Annotated in this window: 18 protein-coding genes; 8 read left to right on the top strand and 10 right to left on the bottom strand. The window is 39.0% G+C overall.

Features of this window, described 5'->3' with window-relative positions; all coding sequences use genetic code 11:
* Positions 1–16 precede the first annotated feature (16 nt).
* The 8 genes from nqrE to I6F44_RS15390 all read right to left on the bottom strand — a co-directional run bounded on the left by nqrE (position 17) and on the right by I6F44_RS15390 (position 7,479).
* On the bottom strand, positions 17–625 hold the full coding sequence (nqrE, locus tag I6F44_RS15425) for an NADH:ubiquinone reductase (Na(+)-transporting) subunit E (RefSeq protein WP_007584892.1): 609 nt from the start codon (positions 623–625) through the stop codon (positions 17–19).
* A 10-nt stretch (positions 626–635) separates the two neighbouring features.
* Positions 636–1,268, bottom strand: coding sequence for an NADH:ubiquinone reductase (Na(+)-transporting) subunit D (locus I6F44_RS15420; RefSeq protein ID WP_007584891.1), 633 nt, complete (start codon positions 1,266–1,268; stop codon positions 636–638).
* Positions 1,268–2,020, bottom strand: coding sequence for a Na(+)-translocating NADH-quinone reductase subunit C (locus tag I6F44_RS15415; RefSeq protein WP_007584890.1), 753 nt, complete (start codon positions 2,018–2,020; stop codon positions 1,268–1,270). The genes I6F44_RS15420 and I6F44_RS15415 overlap by 1 nt, the downstream gene beginning before the upstream one ends.
* Positions 2,013–3,215, bottom strand: a complete 1,203-nt coding sequence (locus I6F44_RS15410) for an NADH:ubiquinone reductase (Na(+)-transporting) subunit B (RefSeq protein ID WP_007584889.1) — start codon at positions 3,213–3,215, stop codon at positions 2,013–2,015. The genes I6F44_RS15415 and I6F44_RS15410 overlap by 8 nt, the downstream gene beginning before the upstream one ends.
* Positions 3,216–3,219: 4 nt before the next feature.
* Positions 3,220–4,563, bottom strand: a complete 1,344-nt coding sequence (locus I6F44_RS15405) for a Na(+)-translocating NADH-quinone reductase subunit A (protein ID WP_197174120.1) — start codon at positions 4,561–4,563, stop codon at positions 3,220–3,222.
* A gap of 629 nt (positions 4,564–5,192) precedes the next feature.
* Positions 5,193–6,386, bottom strand: a complete 1,194-nt coding sequence (fabV, locus tag I6F44_RS15400; RefSeq protein WP_197174119.1) for an enoyl-ACP reductase FabV — start codon at positions 6,384–6,386, stop codon at positions 5,193–5,195.
* Positions 6,387–6,493: 107 nt separating this feature from the next.
* Positions 6,494–6,805, bottom strand: coding sequence for a BolA family protein (locus I6F44_RS15395; protein ID WP_165721276.1), 312 nt, complete (start codon positions 6,803–6,805; stop codon positions 6,494–6,496).
* 62 nt (positions 6,806–6,867) lie between these two features.
* Positions 6,868–7,479: an alpha-ketoglutarate-dependent dioxygenase AlkB family protein gene (locus I6F44_RS15390; protein ID WP_197174118.1), complete on the bottom strand. Its 612-nt coding sequence runs from the start codon at positions 7,477–7,479 to the stop codon at positions 6,868–6,870.
* Between the two features lie 42 nt (positions 7,480–7,521).
* On the opposite strand from I6F44_RS15390, the gene I6F44_RS15385 reads away from it, so the two are divergent.
* The 4 genes from I6F44_RS15385 to I6F44_RS15370 are packed head-to-tail and all read left to right on the top strand — an operon-like array spanning position 7,522 to position 11,278.
* Positions 7,522–8,664 (top strand): methyltransferase, encoded by a 1,143-nt coding sequence (locus tag I6F44_RS15385; RefSeq protein WP_007584883.1) that lies wholly within the window; start codon positions 7,522–7,524, stop codon positions 8,662–8,664.
* Positions 8,665–9,225, top strand: coding sequence for a YajG family lipoprotein (locus I6F44_RS15380; protein ID WP_197101437.1), 561 nt, complete (start codon positions 8,665–8,667; stop codon positions 9,223–9,225).
* Positions 9,226–9,227: 2 nt separating this feature from the next.
* Positions 9,228–9,848, top strand: coding sequence for a peptidylprolyl isomerase (locus I6F44_RS15375; RefSeq protein ID WP_010555196.1), 621 nt, complete (start codon positions 9,228–9,230; stop codon positions 9,846–9,848).
* A gap of 50 nt (positions 9,849–9,898) precedes the next feature.
* Entirely contained in the window at positions 9,899–11,278 is a 1,380-nt protein-coding gene (locus I6F44_RS15370) for an AmpG family muropeptide MFS transporter (RefSeq protein ID WP_197101435.1), read from the top strand.
* Between the two features lie 70 nt (positions 11,279–11,348).
* On the opposite strand, the gene I6F44_RS15365 is transcribed toward I6F44_RS15370, so the two are convergent.
* Entirely contained in the window at positions 11,349–11,588 is a 240-nt protein-coding gene (locus I6F44_RS15365; protein ID WP_007584874.1) for a helix-turn-helix domain-containing protein, read from the bottom strand.
* A 452-nt stretch (positions 11,589–12,040) separates the two neighbouring features.
* Here I6F44_RS15365 and I6F44_RS15360 point away from each other — a divergent pair, with 452 nt between their 5' ends.
* A complete protein-coding gene (locus tag I6F44_RS15360; RefSeq protein ID WP_010555198.1) occupies positions 12,041–12,229 on the top strand; it encodes a hypothetical protein in 189 nt (62 codons plus the stop codon).
* A gap of 49 nt (positions 12,230–12,278) precedes the next feature.
* Here the strand turns inward: I6F44_RS15360 and erpA are convergent, their stop codons facing one another.
* The gene (erpA, locus tag I6F44_RS15355; RefSeq protein ID WP_002958911.1) at positions 12,279–12,617 is read right to left on the bottom strand and encodes an iron-sulfur cluster insertion protein ErpA; all 339 of its coding nucleotides are present in this window, start codon (positions 12,615–12,617) and stop codon (positions 12,279–12,281) included.
* Positions 12,618–12,939: 322 nt separating this feature from the next.
* On the opposite strand from erpA, the gene I6F44_RS15350 reads away from it, so the two are divergent.
* From I6F44_RS15350 to I6F44_RS15340, 3 genes are all read left to right on the top strand, one after another.
* Positions 12,940–14,622 carry a chloride channel protein gene (locus tag I6F44_RS15350; protein WP_007584866.1) on the top strand — a complete coding sequence of 561 codons (1,683 nt, stop codon included), beginning with the start codon at positions 12,940–12,942 and terminating at the stop codon, positions 14,620–14,622.
* Between the two features lie 15 nt (positions 14,623–14,637).
* Positions 14,638–15,072, top strand: a complete 435-nt coding sequence (locus I6F44_RS15345) for a CopD family protein (RefSeq protein ID WP_197174117.1) — start codon at positions 14,638–14,640, stop codon at positions 15,070–15,072.
* A 114-nt stretch (positions 15,073–15,186) separates the two neighbouring features.
* Positions 15,187–16,203 carry an aspartate carbamoyltransferase gene (locus tag I6F44_RS15340; protein ID WP_007584862.1) on the top strand — a complete coding sequence of 339 codons (1,017 nt, stop codon included), beginning with the start codon at positions 15,187–15,189 and terminating at the stop codon, positions 16,201–16,203.
* Positions 16,204–16,221 lie beyond the last annotated feature (18 nt).

Raw genomic sequence — 16,221 nt, 5'->3', positions numbered from 1 at the left:
TTATCCTCGCTACCCTTTACAGTGAAATACCAGAGAATGACATAAAGCCAAGTCCCATTAAACCAACAGTGATGAAGGTAATACCTAAACCACGTAAGCCATCTGGTACGTCTGAATATTTCAGTTTCTCACGGATACCTGCAAGTAATGTAATTGCAAGCGCCCAACCAACACCAGCGCCAATACCATAGACAACAGACTCGCCGAAGTCATAGTTACGCTCAACCATGAAAGATACCGCACCAAATATTGCACAGTTAACTGTGATAAGTGGCAAGAAGATACCTAATGCGTTGTATAGTGCAGGGAAAAACTTATCTAATGCCATTTCAAGAATTTGCACAAGTGCTGCAATAACACCAATGAAAGTTAAGAAACGTAAAAAGCTAAGATCCGCATCTGGATAACCTAACCAAGTAAGTGAACCTGGTGCAAGTACCGCATGGTAAACCAAGTTGTTAACAGGTACAGAAATACCCAATACAACTATAACCGCTATACCTAGGCCAATTGATGTAGTTACTTTTTTAGATACTGCTAAAAAAGTACACATGCCTAAGAAGAATGACAACGCTAAGTTCTCAATAAAAACGGCTTTTACAAATAAACTAATATAATGTTCCACTATTTGCCCCTTACGCTTTAGCTTCTACTTGGTCTTTCTTATAAGTACGAAGTACCCATATGAATAAACCAATGATGAAGAATGCACTCGGTGGTAAGATCAATAGACCCATAGGCTGATACCAACCGCCATCTTGTACTAATGGGATAATATCAACACCGAATAGTGAACCCTTACCGAATAGCTCACGAATGAAACCAACAGTAAGTAGTACTACAGAGTAACCTAAGCCATTACCAATACCGTCAAGGAAAGACATAATTGGTGGCGACTTCATCGCATATGCTTCAGCACGACCCATTACAATACAGTTAGTAATAATTAGACCAACGAATACAGAAAGCTCTTTTGCCGTAGCGTAAGAGAATGCCTGTAATACTTGGTCAACAACGATTACCAACGATGCAATAATTGTCATTTGTACGATGATACGAACAGATGATGGGATCTGGTTACGAATAAGCGAGATAAAGAAGCTCGAAAATGCAGTTACTAATGTCAATGCGATTGACATGATTAACGCATTTTTTAAGCTAGACGTTACCGCTAGCGCAGAACAAATACCAAGTACTTGTAGTGCGATTGGGTTGTTAGCTAAAACCGGACCAAATAGGACCGCCTTCATTTCTTTAGTATCAGCCATTATTTCAATGCTCCTTTACGTACTTTCGCAAGGAAAGGGCCAAAGCCATTTTCGCCAGTCCAAAAGTCAACTGCATGATCAACACCGTTAGACGTTAATGTAGCACCTGAAAGACCATCGATCTTATGCTCATCATTGCCCGCAGTACCTTTAACAATTTGAATTGGAAGTTCTTTACCTTCCCATGTAGCAGTCCACTGTGGATTTTGGATTTCGCCACCTAGACCTGGGGTTTCATTATGCTTGTAAAAGATAATGCTCTTAACTGTTTCAGCGTCGCTTTCAAGCGAGATAAAACCGTACATTAAGCCCCATAAGCCGTAGCCTTGGATGGGAAGAATAATTGCATCAACTGAGCCATCTTCTTTTTTAGAGATATACACCGGCGACTCTTTAGTCACACGTTGAATACCAGCAATATCTTTAACGCCTTTCTCTTGAAGAGAAACACTTAGCGCTGCATCATATTTACTTTTTTCAAAATCAAAAATTGTTGGGTCTGTATCTACAAACTCACCTGTAGTCATGTTTACAACGCGCGCTTCGATTTTTGCATCAAATGTTTCTAAAACATTTTCAACTTTATCGATACCCGCAGCAGCCAAGATATTGCTTTGAATATCTTTGTTTTTATTAGCTTGCTGTAAAGGACGAAGCTGTACAGAAGCAAACGATACAATGATTGCACACACTAAACATAGTGCTACAACAACTGATAACGTTTTACCGATTGATTCGTTATTACTAGACATTACGTGCCAACCTCCGCTTAATATTAGCCTGCACTACAAAGTGATCGAACAGTGGAGCGAATAAGTTAGCAAATAAGATTGCTAGCATCATACCTTCTGGGAAAGCAGGATTCACAACACGTATCATAACCACCATAAAGCCAATTAATAGACCATATGCCAATTTACCTTTGTCAGTAAATGCAGCTGATACAGGGTCAGTAGCCATAAAGAACATACCAAACGCAAAGCCACCTAGTACTAAATGCCAATACCAAGGCATTGCAAATACAGGGTTAGTTTCTGAGCCAACAGCATTTAGTAAAAACGCAGTTGCTACCATACCTAGGAATACACCTAGTACGATGCGCCAAGAAGCGATACGAACGTAAATTAAGAACAAACCACCTACTAACAATGCAAGTGTAGATGTTTCACCTACAGAACCTTGAATGAAACCGTAAAACGCATTCCACCATAATTCCATGTTTGCAAAGTCTAGTTGCCCGATGAAAGCTTGGCCTAGCATAGTTGCACCAGAGAACGAATCTACTGCTGTCCATACTGTGTCACCCGAGATTTGAGCTGGGTATGCGAAGAATAAGAACGCACGACCGGCTAAAGCAGGGTTTAAGAAGTTACGGCCAGTACCACCAAAGATTTCTTTAGCGATTACTACACCAAACGTAATACCTAATGCAACTTGCCATAAAGGGATCGTTGCAGGCAAAATAAGTGCGAATAATACTGAAGTAACGAAGAAACCTTCGTTAATTTCATGCTTACGCACAGAAGCAAATATTACTTCCCAAAAACCACCTACTGCAAATGTTACCGCGTAGATAGGTAGGAAGAAACATGCTCCATAGAACATCTTAGCGCCCCAGCCTGCATCAGCGGTTAATTCACCACCGAATAACTGGAACAAACCAACTTGCCACGTGTTTGCTAGTTCAAAACCTTGTGCTAAAGCACCTGCGGCCTGATGACCGATATTGAACATACCAAAAAACATAGCTGGGAACGTCGCCATCCACACTAAAATCATCATGCGTTTTAGGTCGATATTATCGCGTACGTGTGTCGCGCCTTTATTTACGTAGCCTGGTGTATAAAAAATAGTTGCAGCTGCTTCATACAGTGCATAAAACTTCTCATATTTACCACCGGCTTCAAAATTCGGCTCGATATCTTCTAGATATTTTTTTAAACCCATCTCTCTAGCCTTCCTTCTCGATCGTAGTTAAGCAATCGCGTAGGATAGAACCATACTCGTATTTGCCTGGACAAACGAAGGTACATAACGCTAAATCTTCTTCATCAAGTTCAAGCGCGCCCAATGAAATTGCACTGTCTAAATCGCGTGCAATTAAGTCACGTAATAATAGAGTAGGCAAAATATCTAGCGGCATTACGCGCTCGTAGCTACCAATTGGTACCATGGCACGTTTTGAACCACCTGTTGACGTTGTCATTTTAAATAAACGACTCGGCGCAAGGTGAGAAAGGAATGTACGCGTTACAGAGAATTTATCACTACCTGGTGCAATCCAGCCAAACAATTCTTTTTCGCGACCTTCAAGTAAAACAGATACTTGAAGGTGGTAACGACCTAAGAATGCATGAACACCGTTTGAAATAGAACCTGATAGAACAGAACCAGAAATAACGCGGTTATCTCCGTCTTCTAGCTCACCAGCCACTAAATCATCCAATGAAGCACCTAATTGTGTTTTCACTAAACGTGGGTTTTTAACGCGAGGACCTGCAAGCGAAATAACACGATTTGTGTAAATTTCACCAGTAAGGAATAGGTGACCATACGCAATAACGTCTTGGTAACCAATATGCCAAACTTGTTTGCTAACAGAAACTGCATCAAGATGATGGATATGAGTGCCAACGAGGCCAGCCGGATGCACACCACCAAACTCATGTACTTCTACTTGAGCTATAGATGAGCTAGGAACTTGGCTACCTGCTTTTTTACACACAAATACTTTGCCATCGGTCAAACGCGAAATAACAGCAAGACCCGCTTCAAATGCTTGCGCATTTTCGGCAATTATCACTGCAGGATCTGCAGCTAATGGGTTTGTGTCAGTTGCGGTCACGAAAATAGAACTAGGATTTGCATCCACAGCCGCTACTTTACTGAATGGGCGAACACGAAGTGCTGTCCATTGACCAGACTGGATAAGTACTTCTTTGGCTTTTTCACGCTCTAAGCTTGCAAGCTCGTCTGCTTTGAAAGAGTCAAAGGTGATTTGCTCACTGCCTGTTACTTCAATAACAACAGATTGCAGCACACGTTTAGCACCACGATTTATTTCTTTTACTGTGCCAGAAGCTGGAGCAGTAAATAGGACGCCTGGGTTCTTTTTATCTTCAAAAAGTACCTGGCCTTTTTTGACTTGGTCATCCACACGAACATGCATGGTTGGACGCATACCGATAAACTCTTCGCCAAGCACAGCTACACGTTTGACAGCAGAACCGTCATGTATAACTTGCTGTGGCGCGCCCTCTAAGGGTAAATCCAGACCTTTTTTTATATTGATCATACGCACTTGCATTACATTAAAGGAAAGAAACTGAAAAATCGTATCAACCACGTCGCCATTTGAGTTATTCCAAGTTATATCAAGGTACAAAAGAGCAGCTTGCTAGAAATATCAAACAAGCAACGTAGTAAAACTCATCACATATTGTCGAGATTTTAACATCATTTTAGATGACTATGCGAGTGTATTTATGAAAATTATACGACAGAAACACTTATTTAGTTTTGTTAAGTGATTTAAATAAAAATCAAGGTAGACCAAAGTGGTAGCCTAAGCAATTATCGTTCCTGATTTCATCGCAAATTAAACAAATCGCATAATACAAAAAAAGCCGCTATTGCGGCTTTTAATAACTAGGGCCTGTTGACCTTTCAGGATTAAAATTTGTTCAATCTAGGGGCTATTTAATCGCGGCGTGAGGTTTGTAACCTAGTGGGCTAAGTAAAAACCGAGCAACAAAGAGTAAATAGCCCCTAGGCAGAACCCTTTGGGCAGCGCATGTTTGGCATTTATTCCACGTTATCGCCCATTTATGGGGAATAACCACACTACGTAGGCTCTGTCTTGCCTAAATACCAAACAGACTGCTGCAAATTTAACCTCGAAAGATAAACAGGCCCTAAGTTCTATTAGTCAATCATATTAGCAATTGGCTTAACTGAATCTATGTCTTGATCGTAGTCAACACCGTCTATACCAAAACCAAATAAGCGTAAAAACTCATTATGGTAACCAACATAGTCTGTTAGCTCATCAATGCTGCTTGTATCAACACTATCCCATACAGCTTGAACGCGTGCTTGCACATCATCTTCTAGCTCTTTATAGTTTTGGAATAAATGCCCACCGTCGTCAAAGCGAGGCGATTCACCATATAGGTTTTCACTAAATAATGCGTGAATTTGCTCAATGGTGCCTTCATACGTGCCATCTGCTTTCATAACTTTAAATAAAGCAGAAATATATAACGGCATAATAGGAATAGCAGAACTTGCTTGTGTCACTACTGCATTAAGTGATGAAACATACGCCTCACCATTTAAATCTTTTGTCGATTCTTTAATAGCAGCCGTTGCACGGTCTAAATCTTCTTTAGCTTTACCAATAGTAGCGTGTCCGTATATTGGCCATGTTAGCTCTTTACCAATATAAGTATACGCTGTAGTTTTAAAGTTATCGGCAAGTACACCGGCTTCTTTTAATGCATCAATCCACATTTCCCAATCTTCACCACCCATTACTTTAATAGTGTTGTCGATATCGTCTTGATTTGCAGCTTCAACCGTAATTTCATCAATTTCACGCTTTGATGTATTTAAGTTTTTAGTGGTTACTGCATTACCTATTGGCTTAAGTGTAGATGAGAACACTTCACCTGTATTTGGATCAGTACGACGAGGAGACGCTAGGCTGTAAATAATACAATCTACTTTACCCAAATCTGCTTTAATAGTGTCGATTGCTTTTTGCTTGATTTCGTTAGAAAACGCATCGCCATTAATATTTTTAGACCAAAGACCCGCTTCGTCTGCAGCTTCTTGAAAAGCAGCGGTATTGTACCAACCAGCAGAGCCTGTTTTACGATCTGTACCTTCTTTTTCAAAGAAAATACCTAATGTTTTAGCACAACCACCAAACGCAGCAGTAATGCGCGATGCCAAGCCGTAGCCTGTTGATGCGCCAATAACTAATACATTTTTTGGTGCACTTTTTAATGCGCCTTGTTGTTTTACATAGTTAATTTGTTCTTGAACATGCTCTGCACAACCAGCTGGGTGTGCGTTTGTGCAGATAAATCCACGAATTTTAGGCTTAATGACCATTGATCATCCTATATCTTTTACAATAAAAATTAGCGCTAGTTTAAAGGCTAATACTAAAAACACTGATCTGATCAGTTAAACACTCATCAAATACTCTAAAACATTACTTAGCTAACTTTAGAGCCACCCATACAATTGGGTGAATCAGGCGCTTCGCCGCCCTGCTCTGCATACTCATCGGGTGTATATGTATGAATAGCGAGTGCATGAATATGATTTGCTAACTCATCTTTCAAAATTTCATTAATTTCGCGATGACGTTGTAATAAACGCTTACCCGCAAAATCTTCGCTAACCACTACTACTTTAAAGTGTGATTCAGTGCCCGCACTGTGCATATGGCTTTCGTTAATCACGTTTAAATGTTTACACGCAATGGCGTTGCTTATTTTTTCTTGGATCTGTTGCTGCATTGACATAAAAAGACCGTTTTAATTAGCTAATTTATACACTTACTATAACAATTTAACGCAGCGATTGGCTAACTAAATTGCTTTTGCTTAATGTGCTTTATAAATCGGTAAGTTAAACTTATTCGCGGATGCGCAAGCGTGGTTTGCTTAGGTATTGCATGTTGATAATCTCGTTGGCTATGTCCATTCATTATTAAACAGCTGCCACTTTGTAATTTTAAGTCGGTTACTTTATTGCTCGCCTTGTGCTTTAACTTTAAAACCCGATCAGCTCCTAGAGAGAGACACACAATTGTTGGTTTATCACCAAGCTCTATTTCATCATCACTGTGCCATCCCATCGTATCATTACCATCTCGGTAATAATTAACGAGCAATGAGTTTAGAGGCTGGTTTAAATGTGCTTCTAAACGCTTTCGCATATTAAGTAACAATTCATCCCATGGTTCTACTATTTGCTTACTACTTGAATAGCCGTATTCAATATTTAAATCACTCATGAAACATTGCAGTCGTGGAATAGGCCCCGTTTTGCCATAAACGGTTACATCGGGTTGCTGCCAACGTAGGTTTTTTTGCAAATAATAAAATAGATCGAGGCTTTTTTGTGCACTAAGTGCCCTACTTTGATAAGAAAAGCCATTTGGTAACTGTTGGGGGTTGGCGTTTTGCCGTTGCATGTTAGAATTTACCTACATTAGATTACTGATCAACGAACCATTATGACGACGCAAGCCCAGCTAGGCGATAAAACCTTTACTCTTGAACGCTTTCCATTGGATCAAAAAAACCGCAGCTTACAAGCGTGGGATTCGGCAGATGAGTACCTTATCAATTATGTTAACGAACATCACCCAGATTGTCGCTCATTGCTTATTTTAAACGATAGCTTTGGTGCACTTGCTTGTTATTTTAATAAGTTAACGGTTTGTTCAGTTAATGATTCTTATATTAGCCACCAAGCTGCGGCTTATAACTTACATGAAAACAAGCTGCCTACAGCAGAGTTTACGCAAGTAGATAGTTTGTCGGCATTACCAGAGGATGTAGATTTAGTACTTATTAAAATCCCTCGTAATGTAGGTTTTTTACAGTTCCAATTAAGTGAACTTAGTGAAGTACTTGCACCTGGTACACCAGTAATTGCCGCAGGTAAAACAAAAGAAATTCATAATTCAACAATAAAATCATTTGAGCAATTTATTGGTGAAACAACAACAAGCCTAGCAGTTAAAAAGTCTCGCCTTATATTAAGCACAGCTAAAGGCGGATATAAAGCAGCAGACTTCCCTATAACATGGGAGCTTGAAGGTACTGAGTTTAATATAACAAATCATGCAAATGTGTTTTCGCGTGATTCGTTAGATATTGGTGCGCGCTTCTTTTTTAACTACTTACCAGAAACACCTAAAGCTAAAAGCATTATTGATTTAGGCTGTGGTAACGGCGTTGTTGGATTAATGACGCTTGCTCGTTGCCCTAATGCATCAATTACCTTTGTTGATGAGTCTTACATGGCAGTAGAGTCAGCCCGGTTAAATGTAGAAATTAACCTAGGCGATAAGTTTGATAACTGTGAGTTCATCGAAAACGATTGTTTAACAGGCTTTGAAAGAGACAGTGTGGATATGGTGCTTTGTAATCCTCCATTTCACCAAGCTCAAGCTGTTACCGATCACATTGCTTGGCAAATGTTTAAACAAGCAAAAGATACTTTAAAAGAAGGCGGCGAGCTGCGTATTATTGGTAATCGTCATTTAGATTATCACGATAAATTAAACCGTATGTTCGGAAACTGTAAGTTGTTAGGCTCAAACAAAAAGTTTGTCGTTCTAAGTGCAACTAAAAATAGTGGAATGCTATAAATGAAATTAACAAACATTATAATTGGGTGTTGTGTATTACTAATACTTGGTGGCTGTGCGAATCAGCCTAGCCAAGTAATACTCAATCCTGTTTATAAAAGTGGTCAAATAAGCACTATAAATAGTAGCTTAAGCACCAGTGTAATTGATTTACGTGGCGACTCATCAACACTTAAACTTATTGAATCAGACAAAACTAAAACCTTTGCAAGCCAAGGTCTTACTGAATCAGTTAAAAGTGTTTTAGACAGCGCCCTTAGCCGCAATGGTGCCAGCATTTCTAACTTGGCAACTGTTCGCTTTGAAGTAGATATTCATGCACTGCAGGCTGTTGTGACCGAAAAACTTGTGAGCCATACCAGCGAAGCCCATATAGAGCTTGGCGTGCGCGTTATTCGCGCCTCAAGTAATTTTAGTAAAGTGTATAGAGGCAGTGCGAATTTAGAAGGCCCGTTTAGTCACGAGCGAGCAAAAATAGAAGGTCAGCTCAATAAGTTGACTGAGCAAATTATTACCCGCATTGTATCTGACCCTGAATTAATAGAATTTTTAGAAGGTTAACTATGAAACGACTTTTTTTAATCTGCTTAGGCCTATTTTTTAGTGTAAGTAGCTTGGCAGCCCAAGAAGGCCGCTTTGTTCAAAAAGATAATATTTTTCCACGCGTCGAAATCGTAACGACAATGGGCAGTATTGTTGTTGAACTGGACCGTTCAAAAGCGCCTATTACGGTCAATAACTTTTTAACTTACGTGTCAGATAAGAGCTATCAAGGCAGTGTTTTTCATCGTATTGAGCGCGATGTAGAAAACGACCGCGACTTTGTTATTCAAGGTGGTGGTTACGATAAAGATTACGACGGCTTACACGAAAACGATCCTATTTTTAATGAAAGTGGCAATGGTTTAAAAAATGATATGTATAGCATTGCTATGGCGTATCAAGACCGTGAACCTCACTCGGGAACACGCCAATTCTTTTTTAATATGGATAACAACGATCACTTAAATCCAGGGAAAGATTGGGGTTTTGCAGTATTTGGTAATGTAATGGATGGCTACGATACCCTTGATAAGATCATGGCTGTTGAAACAGGGTTTAATGAAAAGATTGGTTACGATTTTGTTCCTAAAAAACCGGTGATCATCTTAAATATTAAAATGCTTGAACAAGTTCCACTGTAATTTATTTAAGAGCAGCTTAGCTGCTCTGCATCAAAGCCAATGAAGGCCCTATGAGCAAATCTCTCTCTATTAGCGAATATTTTTCTTACTTTAAAGACAAACGCTTAATCCATATTTTTATATTTGGTATGAGTAGCGGCTTTCCGTGGGTATTAATTGGCTCTGTTATGTCGGCTTGGCTAAAGGATGAAGGGCTAAGCCGCAGCATGATTGGCCTATTCGGCATTGTATTTGGCGCTTACAGTATAAATTTTTTATGGTCGCCTTTAATCGATCGTACAAAACTCCCTATTTTATATAAATGGCTAGGCCAACGTCGTAGTTGGATACTATTTTGCCAGAGCTTTATTTTTATTGGCACCTTATTATTAGCTGGGCTTGATTTAAAAGCTAATTTAGCAATTGTTGCTGCAATTTGTTTGTTAATTGCCATTGCTTCTGCAACGCAAGACATTGCTATTGATGCATTCAGAATAGACACACTTAAAGCAAACGAATCTCACAAAACAACAGCGGCAGCCGCTATGGCAACATCTGGTTGGTGGACAGGTTATGCGCTTTTAGGTGCAATTCCATTTTATATGGCTGATATCCCCTCGCTCGACTGGCCACAAATTTATTACTTTTTAGCTGCTGTAATGCTGCTGCTAATGAGTGGAGCATTGTTTGCAAAAGAGCCGGAATCAAATAGAGAAGCGGTACATGCCGAGCTTGAACGTGTGTACCTTGAAAAACTGTCCTCTACAAAACAAACTCCTCTTACAAAAACTGTTGCGTGGCTCGCGGTAACCGTTATTGATCCCTTTAGAGCTTTTTTTACTAAAAATGGCGTTAAAACGGCACTGGCATTACTTGCGTTTATTTTCTTATTTAAAATAGGCGAAGCGTTTTTAGGGCGAATGTCGATTGTTTTTTATAAAGAAATTGGTTTTAGCAATAGCGATATAGCTACATTTTCAAAGGTAGGTACTGCCGTACTTACAATCATATTTACCTTTGTTGGCAGTTTATTTAATCAAAAATATGGCATTGTTAAGGGTTTATTTGTCAGTGGCATTGCGATGGCGGCCTCAAACTTAGCCTTTTCGTGGATTGCTTTAGTTGGCCCTGATTTAAGACTGTATGCCTTTGCTATTGTTATTGATGGGTTTACGCAAGCATGGTCGCTGGTCGCTATGGTGGCCTTTATATCGATGTTATGCGATAGAGCATTTAGTGCAACACACTATGCATTACTGGCGTCATTAGGGAATTTAGGACGAACATTACTTTCGAGCTACAGTGGTGTAGTAATTGATGATTGGTTAATGGGAAATTGGTCGCTGTTCTTTGTTTTAACAGCCTTGATGGTTATACCTTCGCTGATATTTTTATACCTGATTAGGCATAAATTATATGAGCTTGAGAAAAATTATCATAAAAATATTTAATGCATCCCTGCATTAACATATTGCTTAGCACTATCAAGTGCCCCTTAAAGTGTACTAAGCAATGTTTGAGTTAATCTACTTTTAGCAAGCTAAGTGCTTCATGTGGATCAACTTCTAGAGCTGTACAATAACGAACAAACTCAATCACATCTAAACGGCGTTCTTGATTTTCAATCTTGCCGATAAACGAATGAGGCGTTCCCAGCACTTGTGCTAGGCTTCGCATTGTATGACCCTTTTCGTGGCGCTTACTTTTAAGCCACTTTGTTAGCTTTGCATTTTCTTCAGAAGAAACTGTTTTGCCCATCATTTTACATCTCCTACTAGATGATTTGACGTACCTATTAAAGCAGTAGTCTCTATCAATAGCTGTAGGCAAGTAAGCAGTCATACCATATTTTCAATAGCAAGCTATTGCTTAACAAAGCATGTGTTGCTACTCACTCCACCAATATAGCTAAAAAACTACGCTAATAATGTGGTAAAGATTTGTTTTTATTGAGAATGAAATTTTGCCCGTCTCATTCTTGGATACATTATATACTATTAACACTTTGGTTAAATAACTAATTACATACTCGGTACAAATATGAACACGAGTGAATATTTATAAACGCTGAATATTGACCTAAGTACTCAAAAAGTATTAATAAATTAATTTCTAGTTATAAAATATTTAAATGAATTTTTATAACAATGTTGTTCCAATTTATCGTCACATGTTTATGATTAAGCAATAATTAGCACCAAAAAGGCCGAATAATGTTCAGACTTCTTTTTTTATTACCGATTGTGTTGTGCTTGGGTTGGTACTTTTTTTTGCGCCACAACGGCGTACCAATTAAGCAAGGCAAAAAAGGCTTCATATACATTTTAGCGTTTTCTGCTTTTGTACTTGGCTTTTTTGTATTGATAATGCAAATAACCGAATATGCCCCAACCGATTTGTAGGCATTAAAAAAGCCGCAAAAGCGGCTTCATTCTATTTAGCGTTTGGCTGTTAAACGCTAAAGCTTGCACCACAACCACAGGTTGTTGTTGCATTAGGATTAGATACAAAAAAGCGTGCGCCTTCTAATCCTTCAGTGTAATCAACTTCACCGTCAACCAAATATTGAATGCTCATTGGATCGATAACGAGTGTTACACCATTTTTTACAATTTCTAAATCGCCAGGATTCGCTTTTTCATCAAAAGTAAAACCATATTGAAAACCAGAACAACCACCACCTGTTACATAAACACGCAGTTTTAAATCTGGATTTTCTTCTTCGTCGATTAACTGTTTAACGCGAACAGCAGCTGCATCGCTGAACTTAATTGGTAATTCTTCAGACATTTTAAAACCCTCAATATCGCAATGGCGTGATTATCTAATACCCGAGTGTTTTAATCAAGTATAGTAAAACAACTCTTTACTCTAAGTTATACCTATAAATTAGTAAAAAAGTGGTTAAACATTAGCTCACTAAAATAATACTTAAGCAAACTAAAAGCGACCCTTGTAAACTATAAATTCATTAAAAATTTTAGTTATAAAAAATAGGTCTTAATCTTTACTGCAAATTGTTAATATAAGTTACGAAAAATTCAAAATCACAAGGACTTAACTAAACTCTTTTGCTAAAATGCTGCTGAAAAATGCGGCGAGGAAATAATGCATGTGGCTTGAGCAACTCAGGCGTCGACTGGCAAAACCTAAAACATCTGTACAATTATGCTTATTAGGCGTAGTTGCCGGATTAATTGCTGCATTTTTTATTATTTTATTTCGCTTAACTATTTTGTTTTTTCAAAGCTTATTTTTGGAAACACCTGACGACTTTACTACCCTACCCACTCTTGAACGCGTTTTAATGCCATTAATAGCCGCATTTTTAATTGCGTGCTTTGCTGCATTTACTGGCTTTAAACATTACCGTTTAGGCATTCCTTTTGTTATTCATCGTATTAAACGCCATTACGGGCAAATGCCTTTATACAATACGGTTAATCAATTTGTTGGTGGCGCACTTGCACTCATTAGCGGTTTTTCGGTTGGCCGAGAAGGGCCTTCCGTACATATGGGCGCAACAGGTGCGAGTATTTTAGCGGATAAACTACATTTACCGCATAACGCCATGCGTACTTTAAGTGGTTGCGGCGTTGCAGCAGGTATAGCCGCTTCGTTTAATACCCCACTTGCAGCCGTTATTTTTGTAATGGAAGTGGTACTTCGAGAATATAAAGTACACATATTTGTGCCAATCATGCTTGCTGCTGTTACTGGTGCACTCGCTACGCAGTTTGTTTTTGGTGAAGGCTCTGAACTTGCACTCATTACAATAGCGCCATTAAGTGGTTGGCATTACCCTTATTTAATATTATGCGGTATGGCGCTGGGCGCTATAGCATTTAGCTTTAATCAAAACTTAATGCTAATTATTAAAACATTTAAACCTTTAAGTATGTTTCCTCGTTTACTAATCGCAGGCTGTATTGCCAGTTTAATAGCTTACGCAGTGCCTCATGCTATGGGTTCTGGTATGAGTGCGATTACTATCGCGGTTGAATCTCCTGATAACGTAAAGCTGCTTACTACCATTTTAATCGCTAAACTACTTGCCACATTGTTTGCTATTGGTTTGGGTATTCCGGGCGGTTTAATTGGTCCTGTAATTGGGCTTGGTGTATTAATTGGGACATTAATGGCCTTTTTTGCTCAATATATTAGCCCGGGTACTGATATTGCGGGTACGTATGGGGTTTTAGGTATGGCTGGATTATTAGCGGCTACACTGCATGCACCACTTGCTGCATTAACAACAGTAATGGAGCTTACATCATCACCTGAAATAATCGTTCCTGCGATGATAGTTATAACCACTGCATATGTAACTGCATTACAATTTTTTGGAAATCGCTCCATATTTTTGCAGCAATTAGATTTTCAGGGATTGCCGTACCATGTATCTCCCGCTACCGAAGCATTACAAAAAGTGGGAATAATGGATGATATGGATGAAGACTTTAAATTGCTTTACTCAGACGATAAAGAGCAAATAAAAAATACGCTTGATGCCATGGATAGCCAAACACCCTTGATTGTTTTTGACGAAGAAAATGGCTATCGCCTCGCTGAATACGATTTAACGCTAATGTCTGATGAAGCAATAAATATAAATTACATTAGCTTGCAGGGCATCAGCAGCCAAGCCACCCTAGCCGATGCATTCGATATACTAAAAGATAAAAGAAGTGGCGCGCTTTACGTTTATAACCTTTTAGATAATCAACAAATTATGGGGCTATTACGCTGGGATCAAATTCATCATATTTTAACCATTCGTAACAGCTTACTTTAAGCAATAAGGACTATTATGAGCGCATTATTGATTTATAAAACACTCCACATATTTTTTATGATTGCGTGGTTTGCCGGTATTTTTTACTTGCCTCGATTATTTGTATATCACGCAATGAGCGAAGAAAGATCATGTAACTCTATGCTTAAAGTTATGGAGCGCAGGTTACTTTATTTCGTAACCCCATTTGCTGTTTTAACGGCTGTATTTGGTCTGTTAACCATTGTTGAATATGGTCGTGATTGGTTTAAATACAGTATGTGGCTACATTACAAACTTGTACTGGTAATTATTTTATACCTATACCACGGCTACTGTTTTAAGTTATTAAGTGACTTTAAACATGACCGAAACACTAAAACAGACCGCTTTTACCGTATTTTTAATGAGCTCCCTGTTATTGCGCTGCTCATCATAGTGGCACTTGCGGTAATAAAACCTAATTTATAAGCGTTTCGGTGCATGTTAAACTGCGCTGCAATTTACAATACTTGCTATAACACGCGCGATTGCGTGCTCCATTTATGGATTATCGCGCCCATTTGATTGATTAGGAATTACCCCATGTTAAGTTTCCAAGGCGAACATATACTGTCTGTAAATCAGCTAGACAGAGACTGCATTGAACGTATTTTTGCAGTAGCTAAAAAAATGGAGCCTTATGCTAAAAAACAAAAGCAAACAACGGTGCTTAAAGGCGCTATTTTAGCTAATTTGTTTTTTGAACCAAGTACTCGCACGCGAGTTAGCTTTGGTACAGCCTTTAACTTACTAGGCGGTGGTGTACGTGAAACTACAGGTATGCAAAGCTCAGCGCTTGCAAAAGGTGAATCACTTTACGATACCGCGCGCGTTATTTCAGCTTACGCCGATGCTGTTGCTATGCGCCACCCTGATGCAGGCTCAGTAAGTGAATTTGCTGATGGCTGTACTGTGCCAGTTATTAATGGCGGCGACGGCCCAAATGAGCACCCGACTCAAGCATTACTTGATTTATTAACCATTGAGCGTGAATTACACCGTTTTGATCAAAATATTGATGGCATGCATATAGCGCTTGTGGGTGATTTAAAATATGGTCGCACAGTGCATTCTCTATCAAAGCTATTGTGCCATTATAAAAACGTAAAGTTTTCGATGGTCGCGCCTGATGGCCTACAAATGCCAACGAGCATTTTAGATGCCGTAGAAAATGCAGGACACAAAATTGAGCTAGTAAACAAGATGGAAGGTAATTTAGCAGCCGATATTGTCTACCAAACACGTATTCAAGAAGAGCGTTTTCCTTCACAAGAAGAAGCAAATAAATACCGTGGCGGTTTTAGAATTAGCCAATCTATTTACAGCGCTCATTGCAAACCTAACTCTGTATTAATGCATCCGTTACCACGCGATAGTCGCTTAGAAGCCAATGAGCTTGATAACGACTTGAACAGTAACGACAATTTAGCAATATTCCGCCAAGTACAAAATGGCGTATTAATTCGTATGGCACTGTTTGCTTTAACACTCGGCGTAGAAAATAAAGTCGATAAGTATGAAGTGGACGTACCTTGGTTTAGCCGCAAACGCGACAGCTAAACCCTCTTTAAGTGACAA

This window comes from Pseudoalteromonas sp. NZS11_1 (assembly GCF_015864275.1).
Classification (GTDB): domain Bacteria; phylum Pseudomonadota; class Gammaproteobacteria; order Enterobacterales; family Alteromonadaceae; genus Pseudoalteromonas; species Pseudoalteromonas arctica.
The sequence above is the reverse complement of the archived record's forward strand: the minus strand, read 5'-3'. Positions and strand labels throughout refer to the sequence as shown.

Excerpts from the sequence above, each read along its gene's own strand:
- I6F44_RS15350 (WP_007584866.1), top strand. The coding sequence starts at position 12,940 with ATGTGGCTTGAGCAACTCAGGCGTCGACTGGCAAAACCTAAAACATCT.
- I6F44_RS15360 (WP_010555198.1), top strand. The coding sequence starts at position 12,041 with ATGTTCAGACTTCTTTTTTTATTACCGATTGTGTTGTGCTTGGGTTGG.
- I6F44_RS15420 (WP_007584891.1), bottom strand. The coding sequence starts at position 1,268 with ATGGCTGATACTAAAGAAATGAAGGCGGTCCTATTTGGTCCGGTTTTA.
- I6F44_RS15385 (WP_007584883.1), top strand. The coding sequence starts at position 7,522 with ATGACGACGCAAGCCCAGCTAGGCGATAAAACCTTTACTCTTGAACGC.
- I6F44_RS15390 (WP_197174118.1), bottom strand. The coding sequence starts at position 7,479 with ATGCAACGGCAAAACGCCAACCCCCAACAGTTACCAAATGGCTTTTCT.
- I6F44_RS15410 (WP_007584889.1), bottom strand. The coding sequence starts at position 3,215 with ATGGGTTTAAAAAAATATCTAGAAGATATCGAGCCGAATTTTGAAGCC.
- I6F44_RS15370 (WP_197101435.1), top strand. The coding sequence starts at position 9,899 with ATGAGCAAATCTCTCTCTATTAGCGAATATTTTTCTTACTTTAAAGAC.
- I6F44_RS15340 (WP_007584862.1), top strand. The coding sequence starts at position 15,187 with ATGTTAAGTTTCCAAGGCGAACATATACTGTCTGTAAATCAGCTAGAC.
- I6F44_RS15415 (WP_007584890.1), bottom strand. The coding sequence starts at position 2,020 with ATGTCTAGTAATAACGAATCAATCGGTAAAACGTTATCAGTTGTTGTA.
- erpA (WP_002958911.1), bottom strand. The coding sequence starts at position 12,617 with ATGTCTGAAGAATTACCAATTAAGTTCAGCGATGCAGCTGCTGTTCGC.
- I6F44_RS15380 (WP_197101437.1), top strand. The coding sequence starts at position 8,665 with ATGAAATTAACAAACATTATAATTGGGTGTTGTGTATTACTAATACTT.
- I6F44_RS15375 (WP_010555196.1), top strand. The coding sequence starts at position 9,228 with ATGAAACGACTTTTTTTAATCTGCTTAGGCCTATTTTTTAGTGTAAGT.
- I6F44_RS15345 (WP_197174117.1), top strand. The coding sequence starts at position 14,638 with ATGAGCGCATTATTGATTTATAAAACACTCCACATATTTTTTATGATT.
- fabV (WP_197174119.1), bottom strand. The coding sequence starts at position 6,386 with ATGGTCATTAAGCCTAAAATTCGTGGATTTATCTGCACAAACGCACAC.
- I6F44_RS15405 (WP_197174120.1), bottom strand. The coding sequence starts at position 4,563 with ATGATCAATATAAAAAAAGGTCTGGATTTACCCTTAGAGGGCGCGCCA.
- I6F44_RS15365 (WP_007584874.1), bottom strand. The coding sequence starts at position 11,588 with ATGATGGGCAAAACAGTTTCTTCTGAAGAAAATGCAAAGCTAACAAAG.
- I6F44_RS15395 (WP_165721276.1), bottom strand. The coding sequence starts at position 6,805 with ATGTCAATGCAGCAACAGATCCAAGAAAAAATAAGCAACGCCATTGCG.